The organism is Lapillicoccus sp. (assembly GCF_039935575.1).
Classification (GTDB): domain Bacteria; phylum Actinomycetota; class Actinomycetes; order Actinomycetales; family Dermatophilaceae; genus Lapillicoccus.
Map to the genome: position 1 here is coordinate 15,034 of NZ_JBDTKA010000081.1, position 19,819 is coordinate 34,852.

General features: G+C 69.5%; 21 protein-coding genes. 9 read left to right on the plus strand and 12 right to left on the minus strand.

All coding sequences use genetic code 11. From position 1 onward, the window contains the following. Nucleotides 1-62: 62 nt before the first annotated feature. Together ABI385_RS10170 and ABI385_RS10175 are read right to left on the minus strand one after the other, a co-directional pair. Nucleotides 63-1,802, minus strand: a complete 1,740-nt coding sequence (locus ABI385_RS10170; protein WP_348103636.1) for a serine/threonine-protein kinase — start codon at nucleotides 1,800-1,802, stop codon at nucleotides 63-65. A 41-nt stretch (nucleotides 1,803-1,843) separates the two neighbouring features. Next, nucleotides 1,844-2,272, minus strand: a complete 429-nt coding sequence (locus tag ABI385_RS10175; RefSeq protein ID WP_348103637.1) for a CBS domain-containing protein — start codon at nucleotides 2,270-2,272, stop codon at nucleotides 1,844-1,846. A 119-nt stretch (nucleotides 2,273-2,391) separates the two neighbouring features. Between ABI385_RS10175 and ABI385_RS10180 the strand changes: the two genes are divergently transcribed. The 4 genes from ABI385_RS10180 (at nucleotide 2,392) to ABI385_RS10195 (ending at nucleotide 7,332) form a co-directional block, all read left to right on the plus strand. Further along, nucleotides 2,392-3,867: a trehalose-6-phosphate synthase gene (locus ABI385_RS10180; protein WP_348103638.1), complete on the plus strand. Its 1,476-nt coding sequence runs from the start codon at nucleotides 2,392-2,394 to the stop codon at nucleotides 3,865-3,867. Continuing rightward, complete coding sequence (gene otsB, locus ABI385_RS10185; RefSeq protein ID WP_348103639.1) at nucleotides 3,864-4,694, plus strand: trehalose-phosphatase; 831 nt, start codon at nucleotides 3,864-3,866, stop codon at nucleotides 4,692-4,694. The genes ABI385_RS10180 and otsB overlap by 4 nt, the downstream gene beginning before the upstream one ends. 173 nt (nucleotides 4,695-4,867) lie before the next feature. Then, a complete protein-coding gene (locus ABI385_RS10190; protein WP_348103640.1) occupies nucleotides 4,868-5,974 on the plus strand; it encodes a sn-glycerol-3-phosphate ABC transporter ATP-binding protein UgpC in 1,107 nt (368 codons plus the stop codon). Between the two features lie 110 nt (nucleotides 5,975-6,084). Next, nucleotides 6,085-7,332, plus strand: a complete 1,248-nt coding sequence (locus ABI385_RS10195) for a DUF4032 domain-containing protein (RefSeq protein WP_348103641.1) — start codon at nucleotides 6,085-6,087, stop codon at nucleotides 7,330-7,332. A 17-nt stretch (nucleotides 7,333-7,349) separates the two neighbouring features. On the opposite strand, the gene ABI385_RS10200 is transcribed toward ABI385_RS10195, so the two are convergent. The 4 genes from ABI385_RS10200 to cysS form a co-directional block, all read right to left on the minus strand. Next, nucleotides 7,350-7,856 (minus strand): vitamin K epoxide reductase family protein, encoded by a 507-nt coding sequence (locus tag ABI385_RS10200; protein ID WP_348103642.1) that lies wholly within the window; start codon nucleotides 7,854-7,856, stop codon nucleotides 7,350-7,352. Further along, nucleotides 7,853-8,665 (minus strand): DUF929 family protein, encoded by an 813-nt coding sequence (locus tag ABI385_RS10205; protein ID WP_348103643.1) that lies wholly within the window; start codon nucleotides 8,663-8,665, stop codon nucleotides 7,853-7,855. The genes ABI385_RS10200 and ABI385_RS10205 overlap by 4 nt, the downstream gene beginning before the upstream one ends. 129 nt (nucleotides 8,666-8,794) lie before the next feature. After that, nucleotides 8,795-9,826: a 23S rRNA (guanosine(2251)-2'-O)-methyltransferase RlmB gene (rlmB, locus tag ABI385_RS10210; protein ID WP_348103644.1), complete on the minus strand. Its 1,032-nt coding sequence runs from the start codon at nucleotides 9,824-9,826 to the stop codon at nucleotides 8,795-8,797. Nucleotides 9,827-9,836: 10 nt separating this feature from the next. Next, on the minus strand, nucleotides 9,837-11,267 hold the full coding sequence (gene cysS, locus ABI385_RS10215; protein ID WP_348103645.1) for a cysteine--tRNA ligase: 1,431 nt from the start codon (nucleotides 11,265-11,267) through the stop codon (nucleotides 9,837-9,839). Nucleotides 11,268-11,385: 118 nt separating this feature from the next. On the opposite strand from cysS, the gene ABI385_RS10220 reads away from it, so the two are divergent. The 3 genes from ABI385_RS10220 (at nucleotide 11,386) to ABI385_RS10230 (ending at nucleotide 13,732) form a co-directional block, all read left to right on the plus strand. Continuing rightward, nucleotides 11,386-11,652, plus strand: a complete 267-nt coding sequence (locus ABI385_RS10220; protein WP_348103646.1) for a hypothetical protein — start codon at nucleotides 11,386-11,388, stop codon at nucleotides 11,650-11,652. Nucleotides 11,653-11,803: 151 nt separating this feature from the next. Next, nucleotides 11,804-13,183 carry a DUF4331 domain-containing protein gene (locus ABI385_RS10225; protein ID WP_348103647.1) on the plus strand — a complete coding sequence of 460 codons (1,380 nt, stop codon included), beginning with the start codon at nucleotides 11,804-11,806 and terminating at the stop codon, nucleotides 13,181-13,183. A 105-nt stretch (nucleotides 13,184-13,288) separates the two neighbouring features. Next, a complete protein-coding gene (locus ABI385_RS10230; protein ID WP_348103648.1) occupies nucleotides 13,289-13,732 on the plus strand; it encodes a hypothetical protein in 444 nt (147 codons plus the stop codon). A gap of 84 nt (nucleotides 13,733-13,816) precedes the next feature. Here ABI385_RS10230 and ABI385_RS10235 read toward each other — a convergent pair whose 3' ends face one another. Next, nucleotides 13,817-14,491 (minus strand): MBL fold metallo-hydrolase, encoded by a 675-nt coding sequence (locus ABI385_RS10235; protein WP_348103649.1) that lies wholly within the window; start codon nucleotides 14,489-14,491, stop codon nucleotides 13,817-13,819. Next, entirely contained in the window at nucleotides 14,488-15,573 is a 1,086-nt protein-coding gene (locus ABI385_RS10240; RefSeq protein WP_348103650.1) for an S-(hydroxymethyl)mycothiol dehydrogenase, read from the minus strand. Before ABI385_RS10240 ends, ABI385_RS10235 begins: the two co-directional genes overlap by 4 nt. Before the next feature lie 44 nt (nucleotides 15,574-15,617). Here ABI385_RS10240 and ABI385_RS10245 point away from each other — a divergent pair, with 44 nt between their 5' ends. Further along, complete coding sequence (locus ABI385_RS10245) at nucleotides 15,618-16,334, plus strand: type 1 glutamine amidotransferase (RefSeq protein WP_348103651.1); 717 nt, start codon at nucleotides 15,618-15,620, stop codon at nucleotides 16,332-16,334. Nucleotides 16,335-16,408: 74 nt separating this feature from the next. Here the strand turns inward: ABI385_RS10245 and ispF are convergent, their stop codons facing one another. Genes ispF through ABI385_RS10265 form a run of 4 tightly spaced genes read right to left on the minus strand, consistent with a single transcriptional unit; the run spans nucleotide 16,409 to nucleotide 19,019 of the window. Next, nucleotides 16,409-16,924 (minus strand): 2-C-methyl-D-erythritol 2,4-cyclodiphosphate synthase, encoded by a 516-nt coding sequence (gene ispF / locus ABI385_RS10250; protein ID WP_348103652.1) that lies wholly within the window; start codon nucleotides 16,922-16,924, stop codon nucleotides 16,409-16,411. Further along, nucleotides 16,917-17,759, minus strand: a complete 843-nt coding sequence (locus ABI385_RS10255; protein ID WP_348103653.1) for an SDR family NAD(P)-dependent oxidoreductase — start codon at nucleotides 17,757-17,759, stop codon at nucleotides 16,917-16,919. The genes ispF and ABI385_RS10255 overlap by 8 nt, the downstream gene beginning before the upstream one ends. Further along, nucleotides 17,749-18,531: a 2-C-methyl-D-erythritol 4-phosphate cytidylyltransferase gene (gene ispD / locus ABI385_RS10260; protein ID WP_348103654.1), complete on the minus strand. Its 783-nt coding sequence runs from the start codon at nucleotides 18,529-18,531 to the stop codon at nucleotides 17,749-17,751. The genes ABI385_RS10255 and ispD overlap by 11 nt, the downstream gene beginning before the upstream one ends. Before the next feature lie 5 nt (nucleotides 18,532-18,536). Further along, on the minus strand, nucleotides 18,537-19,019 hold the full coding sequence (locus tag ABI385_RS10265; protein WP_348103655.1) for a CarD family transcriptional regulator: 483 nt from the start codon (nucleotides 19,017-19,019) through the stop codon (nucleotides 18,537-18,539). A gap of 219 nt (nucleotides 19,020-19,238) precedes the next feature. Here ABI385_RS10265 and ABI385_RS10270 point away from each other — a divergent pair, with 219 nt between their 5' ends. After that, complete coding sequence (locus ABI385_RS10270; RefSeq protein WP_348103656.1) at nucleotides 19,239-19,817, plus strand: hypothetical protein; 579 nt, start codon at nucleotides 19,239-19,241, stop codon at nucleotides 19,815-19,817. Nucleotides 19,818-19,819 lie beyond the last annotated feature (2 nt).

The following is a 19,819-nucleotide window of genomic DNA, read 5'->3' on the forward strand; positions in this document are numbered from 1 at the left end:
TGCCCTCAACAGCCCTCAACAGCCCTCAACAGCCCGCAACAGCCCGCAACAGTCCGCGGCCGTCAGCGGGCCGAGGACCCCCAGTGCACCGGCCACCAGTCCAGGCTCCCCTGCCGGGTGACCGCCAGGACGACGAGCGCAGCGGCCACCAGCAGGAGCATCCCGACGACGAACGAGGTGACGGCGCCAGCCGGTATGCCGCCTCTGACCAGGGAGCTCGTCCCGCGTTGCAGCGACGCACCGCCCGGGCCCCACCAGGCGATCAGCGCGCCCAACAGGGCGCCGACGGCCGTCGCCGGTGCGACGACAGGCCCGACCGGGGCGGAGCTCACGGCCGCGGTCGCCAGCGTCGTGCAGAACGTCGCGGACGCCATGACCAGGACGGGGAGGATGAGCCCGGCGACGCTGACCACGGCCGAGACGAGGATGTGCCAGGGACTGAGTGCCACGGCCATCGGCAGGTCGGCGCGGCGGCGCCCGTTGCGGTAGCGACTCAGCACGAGCGCGGTCACGGACCGGTCGCTGAACCGAGCCGCCCAGCACCACAGGACCCCACCGAGCACGGCGACGCCGGGTCGGCTCGCCGCGAGCGCCACGAGGACAGCAGCCAGCGCGAGGACGGTCCCGGTCCGCGCCGGGCGGACAAGCCGGGGGTCCGGGTCGTCTCCCCTGCCCTCCCAGGCAGCCTGCCGGTCCGACTCCTCCGGGTCGTACGCCTCCTGCGCGTCGTACGCCTCCTCCGGGTCGTACGCCGGCTGCGGGTCGTACGCCGGCTCGGAACCGGCGGCGGGGTCGTAGCCGCGCAGATGACCGTTGTACCCACGCTCGAAGGGCAACTGCGCCTCGGCGGGCAGCGCCGAGGTGAAGCCCGACCGGGCGGGAGGCTCCGCGAGCAGGGCGCCGCTTACCGGCTGAGTCCCAAATACTCCGCCGTAGTCGACCGTTGACGGCGACCCCGAGGCGTACCGCTCGAGCGCCGCGATCACCTCGAGCGCGGGAGGCCGTCTCGACGGATCGGCAGACAGGGCAGCCGCCAGCAACGGCGTGAGTCGCGGATCGACGCCGGTGAGGTCGCTCTCCCCGCGGCTGACCCGACCGAGCACGACGTCCATCGGCCCGCGGCCGAACGGCGGCCGGCCCGACGCGGCGAACGCCAGGGTCGCGGCCCAGCCCCACCAGTCGGTGGCGCGGGTGACGGGAGACCCACCGATGACCTCAGGCGAGAGGTAGCCGGGGGTGCCCATGACCAGGCCACTGCTGGTCAGCCGGACGTCATCGGCGATATGCGCGATGCCGAAGTCGATGACGACCGGGTCGCCGTCCTCGAGCAGCACGTTGCCGGGTTTGAGGTCGCGGTGGACCACACCGACGCCGTGAATCGCGTTGAGCGCCTCGACCAGACCCCGGCCGAGGACGACGAGCTGCTGCGGGTCGAGCGGACCCTCGTCGGTCACGACGTCGTCGAGGGATGGCCCGGCGACGTAGCGGGTCACGAGATAGGGGCGTTCTCCGGAGATGTCCGAGTCGATGACGGCCGCAACCCGGCTGCTGCTGATCCGGGCGAGCGTGTCGACCTCGCGCTCGAGCCGCGAGCGCGCCTCGGGGTCGTAGGCGATGTGTGGGCGCAGCACCTTGATGGCGACGGCGCGACCGCTCGGGTCGAGGGCGAGGTGCACGACACCCATCCCACCCTCGCCCAGCAAGGCGACAAGCCGATATCGCCCGAGGCGCTCGTGCGTCCCGGGCGTCGCCACCTCACGCGCGCGGGTCTGCTCCCCCGGGTGGGCACCCTGCCCCGACATACCTCACACGGTATGCCGAGATCTCGCCGACCGGGTATCAGTCACTGCTGGATATAGCCAACGAGTTGGTCACGTTCTGACTGGAGGGTGTCGATCCGCAGCTTGACCACGTCCCCGATGCTGACGATGGAGTGCAGCCCCCCGTCGACGACGACCGGCATGTGCCGGATCCTGCGGTCGGTCATCGTGCGGGCCAGCGACTCCAGGTCGTCGTCGAGGCCCGCCGTGGTGACCTCAGTGGTCATGATGGCGCTCACCGGGCCATGCACGACCGAGGCGCCCGTGCGATGCAGGTGTCGCACGACGTCCCGTTCGCTGACGATGCCGACGACGTCACGTCCGTCCGTGCTGACGACCACGGCGCCGATGCTCTTCTCGTCGAGCATGGCGAGCAGCGTGGCGACAGTGTCGTCCGGCCGGATCGACACAACGCCTGCTCCTTTGCTTCTCAAGACGTCGGCGATCTTCATAGTGAGACGGTAGTGGTCGGCGTGGGTCGGGCGCCAGACTCACAGACAGCGCATGGATGCGCCCCGTCGGCCGACCCTCGGCAGACGGCCTAGGCTGACAGCACCAGATGTCCCAGGAGATGACCACGCACGTGTCCGCCCCGCGCCGCCATTTCGAGCTGGTGATCGCGGCGAACCGTCTGCCCGTCGACCAGGTCACGGCCGCCGACGGCTCGGTGAGCTGGACACGCTCGCCGGGTGGGCTCGTGACCGCTATGGACTCGGTGATGCGAAACCGGGACGGAGCCTGGGTCGGGTGGGGCGGAGAGCCGGACGTCGACATCGCGCCGCTCGTGCACGAGTCGATGTACCTGCGGCCCGTGGCGCTGTCCGCGGCGGAGGTCGAGGACTACTACGAGGGCTTCAGCAACGACACCCTCTGGCCGATCTACCACGACGTCATCGTCCAGCCGTCCTTCCACCGTGAGTGGTGGCGGTCCTACATCGCGGTCAACCAGCGGTTCGCCGACGCGATCGCCGAGGTAGCGGCCGACGGCGCCACGGTGTGGGTCCAGGACTACCAGCTGCAGCTGGTCCCACGGATGCTGCGCGACCAGCGCCCGGACCTGCGGATCGGTTGGTTCAACCACATCCCGTTCCCGGCGGTGGAGCTGTTCGCGCAGATCCCCTGGCGGCGCTCGATCCTCGAGGGGCTGCTCGGCGCAGACTTCCTTGGGTTCCAGCGGGTCGCCGATGCGCAGAACTTCGTTCGGGCCTGTCGGCGTCTGCTTCAGGTGACGACGAGGGGGGACCTGGTCACCTTGACCTCGCGAGACGGGTCTTCGCGCACGACCCGGGCGGCCGCCATCCCGATCTCGATCGACTTCCAGGCCCTCAACCAGCTGTCCATGTCGCCAGCCGTCATGGACCGCGCGCGCGAGCTGCGCCACCAGCTCGGCGACCCCAGGGTGCTGATGCTCGGCGTCGACCGGCTCGACTACACCAAGGGCATCCGGCACCGACTGAAGGCCTACGAGGAACTCCTGCAAGACAAGGCGATCGGGCCGCCGGATGTCACCCTGGTGCAGGTAGCGACGCCGAGCCGCGAGCGCGTCGAGGCATACCGGGAGCTGCGTCAGCAGGTCGAGACGACCGTCGGTCGGATCAACGGCGACTACTCGCCGATCGGGTCGCCCGCGGTGCACTACCTGCACCACTCCTACCCGCAGGACGAGATGGCCGCCCTCTATCTCGCGGCCGACGTCATGCTCGTCACGCCGCTACGCGATGGGATGAACCTCGTAGCCAAGGAGTACGTCACCTGTCGACACGACCTCGGCGGAGCGCTCGTCCTCTCGGAGTTCACCGGCGCCTATCACGAGCTGAGCCAGGCGTTCATCTGCAACCCGCACGATATCGAGGGTCTCAAGGAGACCATCCTCAAGGCGATCAACACCCCTGCCCACGAGAAGGCGCGGATCATGCGCTCCATGCGACGGCGGATCGCCGACCACGACGTGCACCGGTGGGCCTCGCGGTTCCTCGAGGCGCTCGCTTCGGCACCGGACCATCCCCAGCGAGCCGAACGACCCGGGCGCCGGGGGGTGTTGAGGTGAGCGACGAACAGCTGGCTCTGCGGGACGCACTCGAACGCGCCGCAAAGGTCGAGACGCTGCTCATCGTGTCGGACTTCGACGGGGCCCTGTCGGAGTTCACCGTCGACCCCGACGACTCGGTGCCCGCACCCGGCGCCATCGACACCCTGAGGGCGTTGGCGGCGCTTCCGGACACCCACGTCGCCGTCGCCTCGGGTCGCGACGTCCGCACCCTGCGTGGGGTCACCGGACTGGCGTCGGCAGAACCCATCACCCTGATCGGCAGCCACGGCGCCGAGGCCACCCGGGCCGATGTCGCGACTCAGGGTCCGCTGGACGGGCCGCAACGCACCCTCCTCGACGAGCTCACCGCCGATGTCGCCGAGCTGATCGAAAGCCACCCCGGCGCCCGTCTCGAGCGCAAGCGAGCCGCCGTCGCCGTGCACACCCGGGGACTGCCCACCGACGACGCCGCCGCCGCCCTCGCCGAGTCAGTCGAGCTGGGCCGGAACCGGTCCGACGTACGCGTGCTGCGCGGCAAGTCGGTCGTCGAGCTGTCCGTGTCGCACGCCGACAAGGGCACGGCCCTGACCGCGCTCGGGGAGGCGGTCGGCTCCGACGCGATCTTCTACTCCGGTGATGACGTCACCGACGAGGACGCCTTCCGGGTGCTGGACGTCGACGCCGGGGACGTGCCGGTGAAGGTGGGTCGCGGCGACACCCACGCCAGCTTCCGGGTCGACACGGTGAGCGACGTCGTGCAGACGTTGAAGCTGCTCCGCGAGCTGCGCCAGCAGGCGACCGGGCGTCGACGGGACGTCGACGCGGGTGACCCGCTGCGACCCTGACCCAAGAAGTTGCCCGGCAAGCGTCACCACAGCGTGACCCACGCTGGCGCACGAGGCATTTGTGGGACATGATTCGATCGTCGCCGCCGACGTGGTCGGCGACCAGGTGTGAGACACCAGCCTTTACAACGGATCGTCCGGCACGTACCTGCCGGTGAAGGAGCAGACCCACCATGGCAACAGTCACCTTCGACGAGGCCACCCGGATCTATCCCGGGAACCCCGTCCCCAGCGTCGACAAGCTGAACATCGACATCGCCGACGGCGAGTTCCTCGTCCTCGTCGGCCCCTCCGGATGTGGCAAATCCACCTCCCTGCGCATGCTCGCCGGGCTCGAGGAGGTCAACGGCGGCCGCATCCTCATCGGCGACCGCGACGTGACGAACCTGTCCCCCAAGGACCGCGACGTCGCGATGGTCTTCCAGAACTACGCGCTCTACCCGCACATGACCGTCGCTGACAACATGGGCTTCGCGCTCAAGATCGCCAGCGTGTCCAAGGACGAGATCCAGAAGCGCGTCAAGGAAGCCGCCAAGATCCTCGACCTCGAGCCCTACCTCGAGCGCAAGCCCAAGGCGCTCTCCGGTGGCCAGCGTCAGCGCGTCGCCATGGGTCGGGCCATCGTCCGCAGCCCCCAGGTGTTCCTCATGGACGAGCCGCTGTCAAACCTCGACGCCAAGCTCCGCGTCCAGACGCGCACCCAGATCGCCTCGCTCCAGCGGCGTCTTGGCGTCACGACCGTCTACGTCACCCACGACCAGGTCGAGGCCATGACGATGGGCGACCGGGTGGCCGTCCTCAAGGACGGCCTGCTGCAGCAGTGCGACAGCCCGCGCAGCATGTACGACCGCCCGAAGAACGTGTTCGTGGCCGGGTTCATCGGCTCCCCCGCAATGAACCTCCTCCAGCTGGCCGTCACCGACGGCGGGGTGAAGTTCGGCGACGCGGTCATCGCGGTGCCCCGCGACGACCTGTCCAACGCGGGGAAGTCGATCACGGTCGGCGTGCGTCCCGAGGATCTGCGGATCGCCGACGGTCCGGGTCTGCCCGTCACCGTCGACGTCGTCGAAGAGCTGGGCGCCGACGCATACATCTATGGTTCGACCCAGGCCCAGCTGGTCGACTCCGAGGGCGACGCAGACCTCGCGCTGGCCAAGCCGTTCATCGCCCGCGTCGACGGTCGTCGTCCCCCCGAGAAGGGCTCGGTGATCAACCTGGTCCCCCAGGAGGGCCACATCCACATGTTCAACACCGAGACCGGAGAGCGGATCGGCGCCTGACACCACCCGGAGGGCGGCACCCCACTCGCGTGACGGTGCCGCCCTTCGCGTTGTCCCCACCCACCCGATGTCCTTTCACCGACCGTCGCGCGTGATGAAACGATGAGGCCGTGCCACTCGAGCTGACGACCGCACGCCCGGACCCGGCACTGCTCGACCTGCCGTGGGCGGTGCCCCTGGAGGACTGGCCCGCCGAACGCCTGGCCGCCCTGCCTCGAGGAATCTCCCGGCACGTGGTCCGGTTCGTTCGCGTCTCGGGACGGGTGCTCGCCCTCAAGGAGATCAAGCTCGACCTCGCCTGGCGTGAGTATGGGATGCTGCGCAGCCTCGAGCGCATCGACCTGCCCTGCGTCGAGCCGTTCGGCGTGGTCAGCGGCCGGGTCGCGGCCGACGGGACCCCGCTCGACGCCTGCTTGATCACCCGCCACCTGCAGTATTCCCTGCCGTACCGCGCCCTCTACAGCCAGGCGCTGCGACCCGACACCGCCCAACGCCTGACCGATGCGCTTGCGGTGCTGCTCGTCCGCTTGCACCTGGCCGGTTTCTGGTGGGGGGACGTGTCCTTGTCCAATACCTTGTTCCGCCGCGACGCGGGCGCGTTCGCGGCATACCTGGTCGACGCCGAGACCGGAGAGCTGCACTCGAGCCTGACTGCCGGGCAACGCGAGCACGACCTCGACATCGCCCGGGTCAACATCGCCGGTGAGCTCATGGACCTCGACGCGGGCGGCTTCCTCGAAGAGCTCGCCGACCCCGTCGAGGTGTCCAACACGATCATGGAGCGCTACCGCTCGCTGTGGGCCGCGCTGACCGAGGCCGAACGGTTCGAGAGGGGTGACCGCTGGCGGGTGGAAGAGCGGATCCGGCACCTCAACGACCTCGGCTTCGACATCGACGAGCTGTCCATGTCGACCGACTTCGACGGGACCACGATCCAGATCCAGCCGAAGGTAGTCGACGCGGGCCACCACTCGCGGCGGCTGCTGCGGTTGACGGGGCTCGACGTCGAGGAGAACCAGGCGCGGCGGTTGCTGAACGACCTGGAGACGTTCCGCGCGGTCACCGACCAGCAGAACGAGGACGACGAGCTGGTCGCGCATGACTGGCTGGTGTCGGTCTACGAACCGACGGTGCGCGCCGTGCCGCGCAGCCTGGCGGGCAAGCTGGAACCGGCCGAGGTGTTCCACGAGGTGTTGGAGCACCGGTGGTACATGTCGGAGCGAGCGGGCACCGACATCCCGGTCGAGCGGGCGGCCGCCGACTATGTCCGTTCCGTGCTACCGGCCAAACCCGACGAGAAATCAGTGGTGGGCGTCGACACGGTCGAGATGCCCGTCGTTGCGATGTTCGACGACTGAGCGCGCGGGCCGCGTGGCTAGCCGGACGGCTGGTGGTCGGTCGACACGTCGGCGAGGACATACCCGAACAGGAGCGTGACGAACAACAGAAACGTCAGCAGGTGAACCGCGGTGCACCACAGGCAGATTGCGTGAATCTGGAACAGCTCGGCCCAGATCAGGTAGACCGCCATCACCAGCCCGACGAGGCAGGAGGCCAGCCGGGCCGCGTCCAGACGACGGGACGCCCGGCTCAGCATCGACGGCAGACACAGCACCAGCATCACCGCGAAGAACACCATCCCCAACAGTGCCACCGGGATACCCAGCAGGCTGGACCACTGGCTCGAGGTCACCTTCGCACAGTTGACCGTGTCGCTCTCGGGACAGGCCAGCGTGGTGCCACCGGTGTAGTGCTCATAGGTGAGGTATGCCGCGACGCCGAGCCCCAGGACGCACCACAGCAGCGCGGTCGGAGCCAGCCACGACGGGGTCTCCCGGCGCGCTGGACCTTTTACCGCGGTGGCGGAGCGGCCGATGGTCATTTCAGTGAGGCAGCCGCCGCCGTGACGCCGGACGAGCTGCATACGGCTGCGGGCTGCTGGTTGGTCATCTGGCAGATCTGCGCACTCACGACGTTGGCGCTGCCGAGCACGGCCTTGGAGATGGGGGTCGACGGGTCGGCGATGGCGCTGGCGATGTCCTGCTGCGACTTGCCGGCGAAGATGCCGACGTCCACCGACGCCCCGGAGGAGGCAGCCTTACCCCCGAAGTCGAGGAACGGGATCGAGCCGTTTGTGTCGAACTTGCTGAACACCGCCTGGTCCTCCGCCGAGAGGGTGTCGAGTGGCTGGTGTGCGTTGTCCTGCGTCTCGTAGCCGGTGAAGCTGAGGTACTGGCTGGTGAAGGTCGCCCCGTGATAGCCCAGGGTGGCCGTGTTCGGGCTGTTCTCGGGCGCGGGGCCGCTGAAGGCTTGCTGCAGGCTGGAGAACTGGCCGAACCGCATCATGGCGACCGTCAACGGCCACCGTTCGGCTGCGCAGTAGGGGCAGTACTCGGCGCCGACGAACAGCAGGTTGGGCTTGCCGTCCTTGGTGCGTGCGTCCGAGGTGATTGCCTTGGGGGGGTTGTCCACTCCCTCGCCGCGCGCAACCGTGTCGAACGTGCTGGCCGGGATGCTGCTCAGCGTGGTGGCCACCGCGGGATCGAGCGGGCTGGAGGTCTTGGGACCGGACTTCGGAGCGAAGATCGAGGCGATCACGAGGGCCGCCACCACGACGATCACCCCGACGACGGCTGAGCCGGCGATGATGAGGCGCCGCCGCTTCTCGGCGGCCTGCTGTTGCGCCCTCATCTTGTTCAGACTGACGTTCTTCGGCCGTGCACTCTTGGTTGCCACGCCTTACCCCTCAACCATCGCCGACGCCGCGATCGGCGTCGTGTTGTCATTCGTCACGGTACAGAACCGTCCTGTGCCGATGGCTCAACGTCGCAGAGTCCGCTGACGTGCCACCTCGTAGAGAGCCACGCCCGCGGCCACGCCGGCGTTCAGCGACTCCACCGCGGACGACATCGGGATCGACACCACCTGGTCACAGGTCTCGCGGACCAGCCGGGACAACCCCTTGCCCTCCCCGCCGATGACGATGACGACTGGCTCCGTCGCGAGCGCCAGACCGGGCAGCTCGACGTCGCCGTCCATGTCGAGCCCGATGGCGAAGAAACCCGCCTTCTTCAGCTCCTCGAGCGCGCGGGTGAGGTTGGCGGCCTTGGCCACCGGTATGCGCGCCGCGGCTCCCGCAGACGTCTTCCAGGCGCTGGCGGTCATCCCCGCCGAGCGACGCTCGGGCACGACGACCCCGTGTCCTCCGAACGCCGCCACGGACCGCACGACGGCGCCGAGGTTGCGGGGGTCGGTGATCCCGTCGAGCGCGACGACCAGCGGGATGCCGGGCGCCTGCGGGTCGACGAGATCGGACACCGACGCGTACTCGTAGGGCGGCACCTGCAGCGCGAGCCCCTGGTGGACGGCCCCGTCGGTGAGCCGGTCGAGCTCGCCGCGCGGGGTTTCGAGGATGGGTATGCCCCGCTCGGTCGCGATCTTGAGCGACTCACGAACCCGGTCGTCGGCGTCGATCCGGCCGGCGACGTACATCGTGGTGGCGGGCACGACGGCTCGCAGCGCCTCGACGACCGAGTTGCGCCCGGCCACGACCTCGGACGAGGCCTTGGCCCCGCGGCCCTTGCCGGGCGGGCGCGATCCGGGCCGCGCGCTGGTCCGGGGCCCGCCGGCATACCCGCTGCGGTCGTTCGCTGGTGCACCGCCCCGTTTGGCGTCGGAGCGGGCCCGCTTGGCAACCGGGTGGTACTCGCGCTCGGCGGCCTTGGGTGTCGGGCCTCTGCCCTCGAGACCCTTGCGGCGCTGTCCACCCGAACCGGTGGTCGCCCCCTTGGTGCCATTGGTGCTATTGGCGCCCTTGCGCACCGCTCCGCGACGCTGGGAGTTGCCTGCCATCCGTGCCTCCTCAGCCGTCCGTGCGTCTGGTCAACGACCAGCGCGCCCCCGAAGGGGTGTCCTCGATCGTGATGCCTGCGGCCGCCAGCTGGTCGCGAATGGTGTCAGCCGCCTCGAAATCCCTTGCCGCGCGGGCCGACTGACGTGCGGTGAGATGTGCCGTGACCAAGAGGTCGAGGGCCGCGAGCGCGTCCTCGGACCCACCGGCCTCGCCGGAGCGCCAGGTCGGGGAGAGCGGGTTCACCCCGAGCACCTCGGTCATTGCCACGACCGCGGCTCCCGCCTCGTGCGCCGCCTCGTCGTCACCGTCGTCCAGCGCGATGTTGCCCGCCCGAACCGTGTCGTGGACGACCGCGAGCGCCCCGGACACGTTGAGGTCCTCGTCCATGGCCTCCCGGAAAGCCATCGGGAGCGCCCCTGGCACCTCGTCGAGGCTCCTCATCCGCTCAACCCGCTCGAGGAAGCCGGAGATCCGCTCGACAGCGGCAAGTGCCTCCACCAGAGAGCCCTCGTGATACTCGATCGTGGACCGGTAGTGGGCTGCCGTCAGGTAGTAGCGCACGGCCAGCGGAGTGGCGAGCTGTACGACGCGGGTGACCTCGAGGCCGTTACCGAGCGACTTGCCCATTTTCTCGCCGCGCACCGTCACCCACGCGTTGTGCATCCAGTAGCGCGCGAAACCGAGACCGGCCGCATGCGACTGGGCCTGCTCGTTCTCGTGGTGGGGGAACCGCAGGTCGATGCCGCCACCGTGGATGTCGAACGTGTCACCCAGGTATCTGCGGGCCATCGCGGAGCACTCGAGGTGCCAACCGGGACGGCCCTGACCGAACGGGGTCGCCCACGCGGCGCTGGCCGGCTCGTCCTCCTTGCGGCCCTTCCACAGCGCGAAGTCGCGCACGTCCTTCTTGCCGCGCGGGTCCGCGTCCTCGGCCGCGGCCATGTCATCAGGGGACTGGTGGCTGAGCGAGCCGTAGTCCGGCCACGACATCACGTCGAAGTAGACGTCGCCCGAGGCGTCCGGCGCCGCGTAGGCGTGTCCGCGCTCGACGAGCTCGCCCATCAGCTCCACCATCTCCGGTATGTGTCCGGTCGCACGGGGCTCGTAGGTGGCGGGCAGCACCCCGAGCAGGTCGAGGGCGGCCGCCGTGAGGCGCTCGTTCCGGTAGGACAGGGCGAACCACGGCAGGCGCGACTCGGCGGCCTTGCGCAGGATCTTGTCGTCGATGTCAGTGACGTTGCGCACCAACGTCACGTCGTAGCCGTGCCCGATCTCCAGCCAGCGCCGCAGCACGTCGAACGCGACGGCGAACCGGACGTGCCCGATATGCGGCGCCCCTTGGGTGGTCAGCCCACAGATGTAGATGCCGACCTTGCCCGCTTCCAGCGGCTCGAAGTCACGCAGCTCGCGCGCGGCAGTGTCGTGCAGGCGCAGGGTCACCGGTGAAGTTTACCGGCGCCCGGACCCGTGGCGGGCCACCAGGAGCCCGCCGGCCCTCACGGCAGTGGGTGTTACGAATCGCCTGGGCAGGGATCTATCGCTCTCAAAGGAGAACAGCATGGAGAACGCCAGTCGACGAGGTTTCCTCGCCATCACCGGGGCAGGAGTGGCCGGGATCGCCGCCGCCGCGGTCGCCCCGTCCGCTATGGCGGCAGGTGCCTCCAGCACCGTGTCCGACAGCGGGAAGATCGACGCGATCGGCTCGCTGGTCGTGCACGTCGTGGACGCCCAGACGGGTCAGGTCGCCGTCATGCAGGGTGAGCGCGAGGTCGTGGTCACCGACCGCGCCCTCGTCCGAGCGGTCGCCCGGCACTTGAACGCCTGACCGCCCTTTCGACCTGTGCAGCGTCGGCGCCGGTCTGCCTTTCCGGCCCTCGGGTCGGTGCCTTCCCGGGCTGCCATCAGGCAAGCCCGTCACGTATCCGCCCTGCCATGCCAGCCATGACGCATGGGCAGCACAGCCGAGAGGTAAATGCATGTCTTCGCACCGCGAAGCCCCGGAGATCTCCAAGGATCCCGTCGCCGACAACACCGACGTCTACGCGTTCGTCAGCCCGGACGCCCCCGACACCGTCACGCTGATCGCCAACTTCATCCCGCTGCAGTCGCCCTCGGGTGGCCCGAACTTCTTCGAGTTCGGCGACGACGTGATCTACAACATCTACATCGACAACAACAACGACGCCCAGCCCGAGATCACCTACTCGTTCCGGTTCACCACGAAGGTCCGCAACCCCAACACCTTCCTCTACAACACGGGACAGATCACGAGCATCACGGACCCGGCCTACAACCGGCCGCAGACCTACACCGTCACCCGCACCGCCAAGGGCGGTAGCAGCACGGTCCTGCGCAGCGGTCTTTCGGTGCCTCCGGTCAACGTCGGAGTACGTAGCACCCCGAACTATGCCCAGCTGGCACGGCAGGCGGTCTACAGCCTTCCGGGTAGCCGCAAGGTCTTTGCTGGCCAGCGGTCCGACGCGTTCCACGTCGACCTGGGTTCGATCTTCGACCTCGGTGCGCTGCGCCCGTTCCAGAACCTGCACCTGATCCCCTCGGCGGCTGCCATGGGCGTCAACGGGGTGCAGGGCTTCAACGTGCACACCATCGCGCTGCAGGTGCCGATCACCGACCTGACGACGGGTGGGGTCCGCCCCACGGGTGTGACGGACCGCAACGCCAACGTCGGCGTGTGGGCCGGCGCGAACCGGCAGAAGTCGAAGGTCTGGGACGCCACCCAGGCCAGGATGGTCGGGCACGGGTCGTGGGTCCAGGTGTCGCGGTTGGGCAACCCGTTGTTCAACGAGGTCATCGTCCCCATGGCCGAGAAGGACAAGTGGAACGCGAAGGGTCCGTTCTTCGACAAGGACTTCGCCAAGTACGTCGCCCAACCCGAGCTCGCCGGCCTACTCCCCGTTCTGTACCCGGGCGTGTTCCCCAATCTGGCGGCGTACAAGAAGGACCGTGCCGACCTTCTCGCGATCCTGCTGACCGGGATCCCGAACGGCATCATTCCCGGGTTCCAGAACTACACGGGGCCCATCCAGTCCGACATGCTCCGGCTCAACGTGGCCATCCCCCCCGCCTCCAAACCGAGCCCCTACGGGATCCTCGGCGGAGACCTCGCCGGGTTCCCCAACGGCCGGCGGATCGGCGACGACGTCGTCGCCATCGAGCTGCGAGCCATCGCCGGGGCCACTATCGGCCTCGTTGACCCGTCCTACACCGCCGACGCTGCGGCCAGCCAGCTCACCGACGGCACGACGAACACCAACCTGCCGCTGCTGCCGGTGTTTCCGTACCTCGGGACGCCTGCCGGTGGGTACCAGTCCAAGCCCGGCGTGCCGGCAGCCTGAGCAACGGCCAGCTGCCAGCTAGACGCCACCTCGCCAACACTGGACGACCCGGTGGTGCGACCTCGCGCCACCGGGTCGTCCTGCTCTTCGACAGAGGGACCCGACATGACCCAGCCCAACCCGACCCGCACCGACCTCTCACCCGAGCGGGCAGCCAACCTCGCCGAGAACCCGCATGCCGGTCAGGGAGCCGTGATGCTCGACATCGGCGGCGACGTCGGCGCGATCGTCATCCACCTCGACGCCTCCTGGGAGGGGGCGGAGATCGAGATCGAGGCGCTCGACGGCTCGACCGTGCCGGCACTCCCCGAGCACGCACACACACACGAGCACGAGCACGGCCACCCGCATCGGCCGCACGTCGCCGTCGTCGGCCGGCCGGCCGGCCAGGCCGTCATCTACTCTGCCGTGTTCCCCGAGCTCACGCAGGGCCGTTATGCCCTGGGTCAAGCCGGTCAGCCGGCAAGGTTGCGAGCGGTCGAGGTCGAGGTGACCGGGGGGCAGGTCACCGAGCTGGTCTGGCCCGACACGGCCCGCGATTCGTCATAGCCAGGACGGATCATGGCCGTCGTCTCCCGAGGGTGCACCCCTTGATGTCGACCAGGTCCTGGAGCCTGTGCTCGTACAGTCCCGTCAGTGACCCCGGTCCAGCCACTCCCGCCGGTGCGGCCGTTCCGCGCCGATGCTCGTTGGGTCCCCGTGTCCGGTGAGGACCACGGTCTCGTCGGGCAGGGTCAGCAGCCGGTCGGTGATCGACTCGACGATCGTGTCGAAGTCGCTGAACGACCGTCCGGTCGCGCCGGGACCTCCCTGGAAGAGCGTGTCACCCGTGAAGACCACCCCGAGAGCAGGGACGAGGAAGCAGCACGACCCGGGTGAGTGGCCAGGGGTGTGGAGGACGTGGAGCTCCACGTCGCCGACCGACATCGTCTGGCCGTCAGCGAGCGGCGCACTAGGAGGCTCGAGACTGACTCTCTCCCAAAGCATCTCGTCGTCTGGGTGCAGGTATGCAGGTGCGCCGGTCGCGCTCACCAGGTCGGCGACCGCCGTGATGTGGTCGTCGTGCGCATGGGTGCACAGGACGGCGACGAGCCGTCGACCGTCGACGACCTGAAGGATCGCTGCGGCGTCGTGAGGGGCGTCGACGACGATGCATTCCTCGTCGTCGCCCAAGACCCAGACGTTGTTCTCGACCTCCCACGTGCCGCCGTCGAGGCTGAACGTCCCGGAGGTCACGCCGTGGTCGACACGGACCCCGCCCGGCGAGCGAGACGCATACCCACCCCCGGCGGCCGCCGCCCCCGTCACAGCCGCACCACCGAGCGCAGCACGTCGCCGGAATGCATCCGCTCGAACGCCCGCTCCACGTCACCCAGTCCGATCGTCTCCGTCACGAACGCACCCAGGTCGAAGCGCCCCTGACGATAGAGATCGACGAGCATCGGAAAGTCGCGCGAGGGAAGGCAGTCGCCGTACCAGCTCGACTTCAACGCCCCGCCCCGGCCGAAGATCTCGATCATCGGCAGGGTCACCTGCTGGTCCGGTGTCGGGACCCCGACCAGGACGACAGTTCCGGCCAGATCCCTTGCGTAGAAAGCCTGTTCATAGGTCTCCGGCCGACCGACCGCCTCGATGACAACATCCGCACCGAAGCCTCCGGTCAACTCCTTGATCCGCTCGACCGCATCCTCGTCAGCCGAGTTGACCGTATGCGTCGCGCCAAAACCCTTGGCCCACTCCAGTTTTCGGTCGTCCACATCGACGGCGACGATCGTCGTCGCACCCGCCACGGCGGCTCCCGCGACGGCCGCGCACCCGACGCCGCCACACCCGATCACCGCGACGGAGTCGCCTCGTCCCACCTTTCCGGTGTTCACGGCTGCACCGAACCCCGCCATGATCCCGCAGCCCAGCAGCCCCACCGCGGCAGCATCGGCACTCGGGTCGACCTTCGTGCACTGTCCGGCGGCGACCAAGGTCTTCTCGACGAACGCCCCGATCCCGAGAGCCGGGCTCAGCTCCGTCCCGTCGGTGAGCGTCATCTTCTGGGTCGCGTTCGCGGTGTCGAAGCAGTACCACGGCTTGCCCCTGGCGCAGGCCCGGCAGGTCCCGCAGACCGCACGCCAGTTGAGGACCACGAAGTCCCCGACGGCCACCTCCCTCACGCCGTCCCCGACCGACTCGACGACCCCAGCGGCCTCATGCCCGAGCAGGAACGGGAAGTCGTCGTTGATGCCGCCCTCGCGGTAGTGCAGGTCGGTGTGACACACACCGCACGCCTGGATCACCACCACCGCCTCACCCGGCCCCGGGTCCGGCACGACCACCTCGACCAGCTCGACCGGGGCACCCTTGCTGCGGGCGATGACTCCTGTGACCGTCTGTGGCATGGACGACAGCACATCACATCTCCCCCTCGTCGTAGCGTCGGCACATGCCTGCTCCCGTCCTCGTGCTGCAACACGAGCTCGAATGCCCACCAGGGCACGTCGGTGAGGGTCTGCTCCGTGCTGGGCTCGAGCTCGACGTGCGCCATCCGTATGTCGGGCAGCCCCTTCCCGGCGACCTGGCCGGTCACGCTGCGCTGCTGGTCCTCGGCGGACACATGGGCGCCGACGACGATGCCGACTTCCCCTGGCTGAGTCAGACCAAGGCACTGGTTCGCGAGGCGGCCACCGCCGGGATACCGGCGCTGGGCATCTGCCTGGGTCATCAGCTTGCAGCGGCCGCGCTCGGCGGTGTCGTGGCGCTCAACCCGCGCGGTTACCGGCGGGGCGTGCTCGACATGGGATGGACAGCCGCGGTCGGCAGTGACCCGGTGCTGGCCGGGTGCGGGCCGATGGCGGTGCAGTGGCACCACGACCTCGTCGTCGTGGACCCACCGGGCACCACAGTGCTGGGCCGGGCGACGACGGGCGAGCTGCTGGCCGCCCGGTTCGCCCCGACGGTGTGGGGGGTGCAGTGCCACCCAGAGGCCGACGCCGGGATCGTCGCCGTGTGGGCGCGCGGCGACCGCGCGACGGCGGTGGCGAGCCACGACGACGTGGCGGTCGTCGACGAGGCACTCCGGCAGGTGCGCGACCACGAGATCACGCTCGCGAAGACCTGGTCGCCGCTGGCCCGGGACTTCGCCGCGGTGGTCCTCGGCTGACGCCCCGACCCCGGGTCAGTGGTGATCGTGAAAAGTATGACCCCTCTGAGGGGGACCGATCTTTCACGCAGCCGTCAGCCGGCGGTCACGACCAGCGCCGTCGCGATGGCCGCGACACCTTCGCCCCGACCGGTCAGCCCGAGCCCGTCGGTCGTCGTGCCCGCCACCGAGACCGGCGCGCCGACCGCCGCCGACAGCACCGCCTCGACCTCGGCCCGCCGGCGACCGATCCGCGGGTGGTTGCCGACCACCTGCACGGCCACGTTGCCGATGCTGAACCCGGCCGCACCGACGATCCGGGCCGCCTCCGCGAGCAACGTGGCCCCGGACGCCCCGGCCAGCTCGGGCCGGTCGGTCCCGAAGTGTGTGCCGAGGTCGCCCAGGCCAGCCGCTGAGAACAACGCGTCGCAGGCGGCGTGGGCCACCACGTCGGCATCGGAGTGGCCGACGAGCCCAGGTTCACCCGGCCAAAGCACCCCGGCGACCCACAGCTCGCGGTCGCTTCCCTCGGGCGCCAGGGGGTGCACGTCGACGCCGATGCCGACCCGAGGCATACCGGCAGCAGCAGACCCGGGCAGGAGCTCAGGCATCGCCGTCACCCCAGTCGATGGGACCGCGATGCAGACGGTGCGGTGCAGCCTGGGCGACGGGTTGGACCACGAGCCGGTCGACGTTGACGTGCTGTGGAAGCCGAACGCAGAAGGCAATGCACTCCGCGACGTCCGCAGCGACGAGCGGACGGTCGACGTCCGCGTAGACGGCGTCCGCGCCGGCCTGGTCTCCGTGCAGGCGGGTGAGGGCGAACGCCTCGGTGTGCACCATCCCCGGCGAGACCTCCACCACGCGTACCCGTTCGCCGTTGAGCTCGAGCCGCAGAGTCTCGACGAGAGCCCGCTCGGCGTGTTTGGCCGCGGTGTAGCCCCCACCGCCCTCGTAGGTCAGCTCGGACGCGATCGAGGTGACTGTGACGATCGTCGCGCGAGGTGAGCGGCGGAGCGCAGGGAGCAGGGCTCGCACGACGTGCAGGGTCCCGAGGACGTTGCTGTCGAACATCGTGCGCCACTCGTCGCTCACCCCGGCCTCGACGGTTGTCGTCCCGAGCGCGCCTCCCGCGTTGTTGACCAGGACGTCGCACCGGCGCAGCTGCGCCACCGCCTGGCTGACGCCGGCCTCGTCGGCGACGTCCATGACCACGGCCCTGGCCCGTCGGCCGAGTCGGGCGGCGACCTCCTGGAGCGGACCGAGGCGACGGCCGGTGACGACGACGTCGAACCCGTCCTCGACGAGCCGGTATGCCGTCGCCGCGCCGATTCCGGTGCCACCGCCGGTGATCAGCGCGACGGGTCTGCCGGTCCGCGCGGGCCTTTCGGGGTGACCGGTGGGCTCGGTGGGCTCGGTGGGCTCGGTGCTGGAGTCAGCCGACATGGGTGTGCGCCTCTTCGGCACCGGATGGGACAGCGGTGTCGTGAGCCGAGGCCGTCACCATCGCCTCGACCAGGTGCAGATCCTGCACGGTGGTGATCTTGTGGGCGAGTGGGTGTCCGGGCACGACGAGCACACGCAGTCCGAGACGCTCGACCAGTGCCGCGTCGTCGGTGACCGAACGGGCCGAGGACGAAGCCCGCGCGTGCGCCCGGACGAGCACGTCACGACGGAAGCCCTGAGGTGTCTGGATCGCGCGTAGTGATGCCCGGTCCGGGGTGGCGACGACAACCCCGTCGACGTCGACCTGCTTCACGGTGTCGACGACCGGAAGCCCCGGGACGACGGCGGGGTGACCCGAGCGCACCGCGCTGTCCACAGCCACGAACTGCTCCGTCGGGGTCAGCCCCCGTGCGGCGTCGTGGACGAGGACGACCTGGACACGCTCCGGCAGGGCGGCCAGCCCGGCCGCGACCGAGTCGCAGCGGGCGCTGCCCCCGGCCACGAGATGGACCGTCACCCCGGGGACCGAGACGTCGGCATACGCCGATCGCGTCTCGTCGAGGTGTGTCGGCGGAGCGACCACGACGACGTCGCAGACGCCCGGACAGGCGGCCGAGCGAGCCACCGCCCACCCGACGAGCGGGCGGCCGGCAACCTGGACGAGTGCCTTGGGCAGCTGCGAACCGAGACGCACACCGGAACCAGCGGCCACGACGATGACGCCCGTCGTGCCCAGTTGCGGCGTGGCCGGAGCCGTGTCGCGCTCCGGCACGTCGGTCAGGACGCGAGGACCTCGTCGAGGATGGCCTCGGCCTTGTCCTCGTTGGTTTTCTCCGCGAGCGCGAGCTCGGACACGAGGATCTGCCGCGCCTTGGCGAGCATCCGCTTCTCACCGGCGGACAGCCCGCGGTCGCGGTCCCGGCGCCACAGGTCACGCACGACCTCGGCCACCTTCATGACGTCGCCCGAGGCGAGCTTCTCGCCATTGGCTTTGAACCGGCGGGACCAGTTCGTCGGCTCCTCGGTGTGCGGAGCGCGCAGGACCTCGAACACCCGGTCCAGACCCTCCTGGCCGACGACGTCACGGACGCCGACGAGGTCGCAGTTCTCTGCGGGAACCTCGATGGTCAGGTCGCCTTGTTCGACCTTGAGCCTGAAATACAGCTTCTCCTCGCCCCTGACGGTGCGGGTGTGGACTTCCTCGATTCGTGCTGCCCCGTGGTGGGGGTACACGACCATTTCGCCGACCTTGAAGACCATCTGCTGTTTTCCCCTTTCGCGACCTCAAGAATACCACGCGGCGGCAGCGTGTCGCACCGCGACCTACGCCGTTTGCGCAGGTCAGAGGCCTGCAACGGGCTCATTTGGCGGCCTTCGTCCTCTTGACAAATCAACCTTCGCCATGCAACGCGCGCGGTTCTGGGTGCCACCTCTGACGACTCCTGCGCATCGCCGCAGGTGCCCGGTAGGCTGGCGCGCGTGCCCCGGCCCGTGACTCTGACCTTGCGCTCCCGCCCCGCACTGACGGCAGCCGCGGTGCTCGCTCTCGCCGTCCTTGGTGCCTGCTCGACTCAGTCGCCGGTGCAGACCGACGCGCCCTACCTGCCTGCCGACGGGGTCCCCGCCGCTCTCGGCGCCGTGCAGGCGCGCAACCTCGTCGTGGTGGCCCAGTCCAAGGGCGCCACCGGGGTGCTCTCCGGGTTCATCGTCAACACCGGCGACGACACCTTGTCCGTCACATTCTTGACCCGGGCCGACTCCGAGGCGGGCAAGCTCGACGGCCCCACCGTCGAGCTGGGTCCCCGTCAGCAGGACCGGATCCGGGGCGTCCAGTTCGCCGAGGTGCCCGTGGCACCCGGAGCGCTGACCGAGATCGTGCTCAAGTCGTCGGCGGGCCAGACCTACGTGACCGTTCCTGTCCTGCTGCCAGACGGCTACTACGCGACGATCACCGCGACGCCGATGTCCACCGCAACGCCCACGACCTCGACAACGGTCGGACCGGCTGTGGAGACCACCGGCACGGCTGCGACCGCCGCCCCGACCACCTCACCCTGACG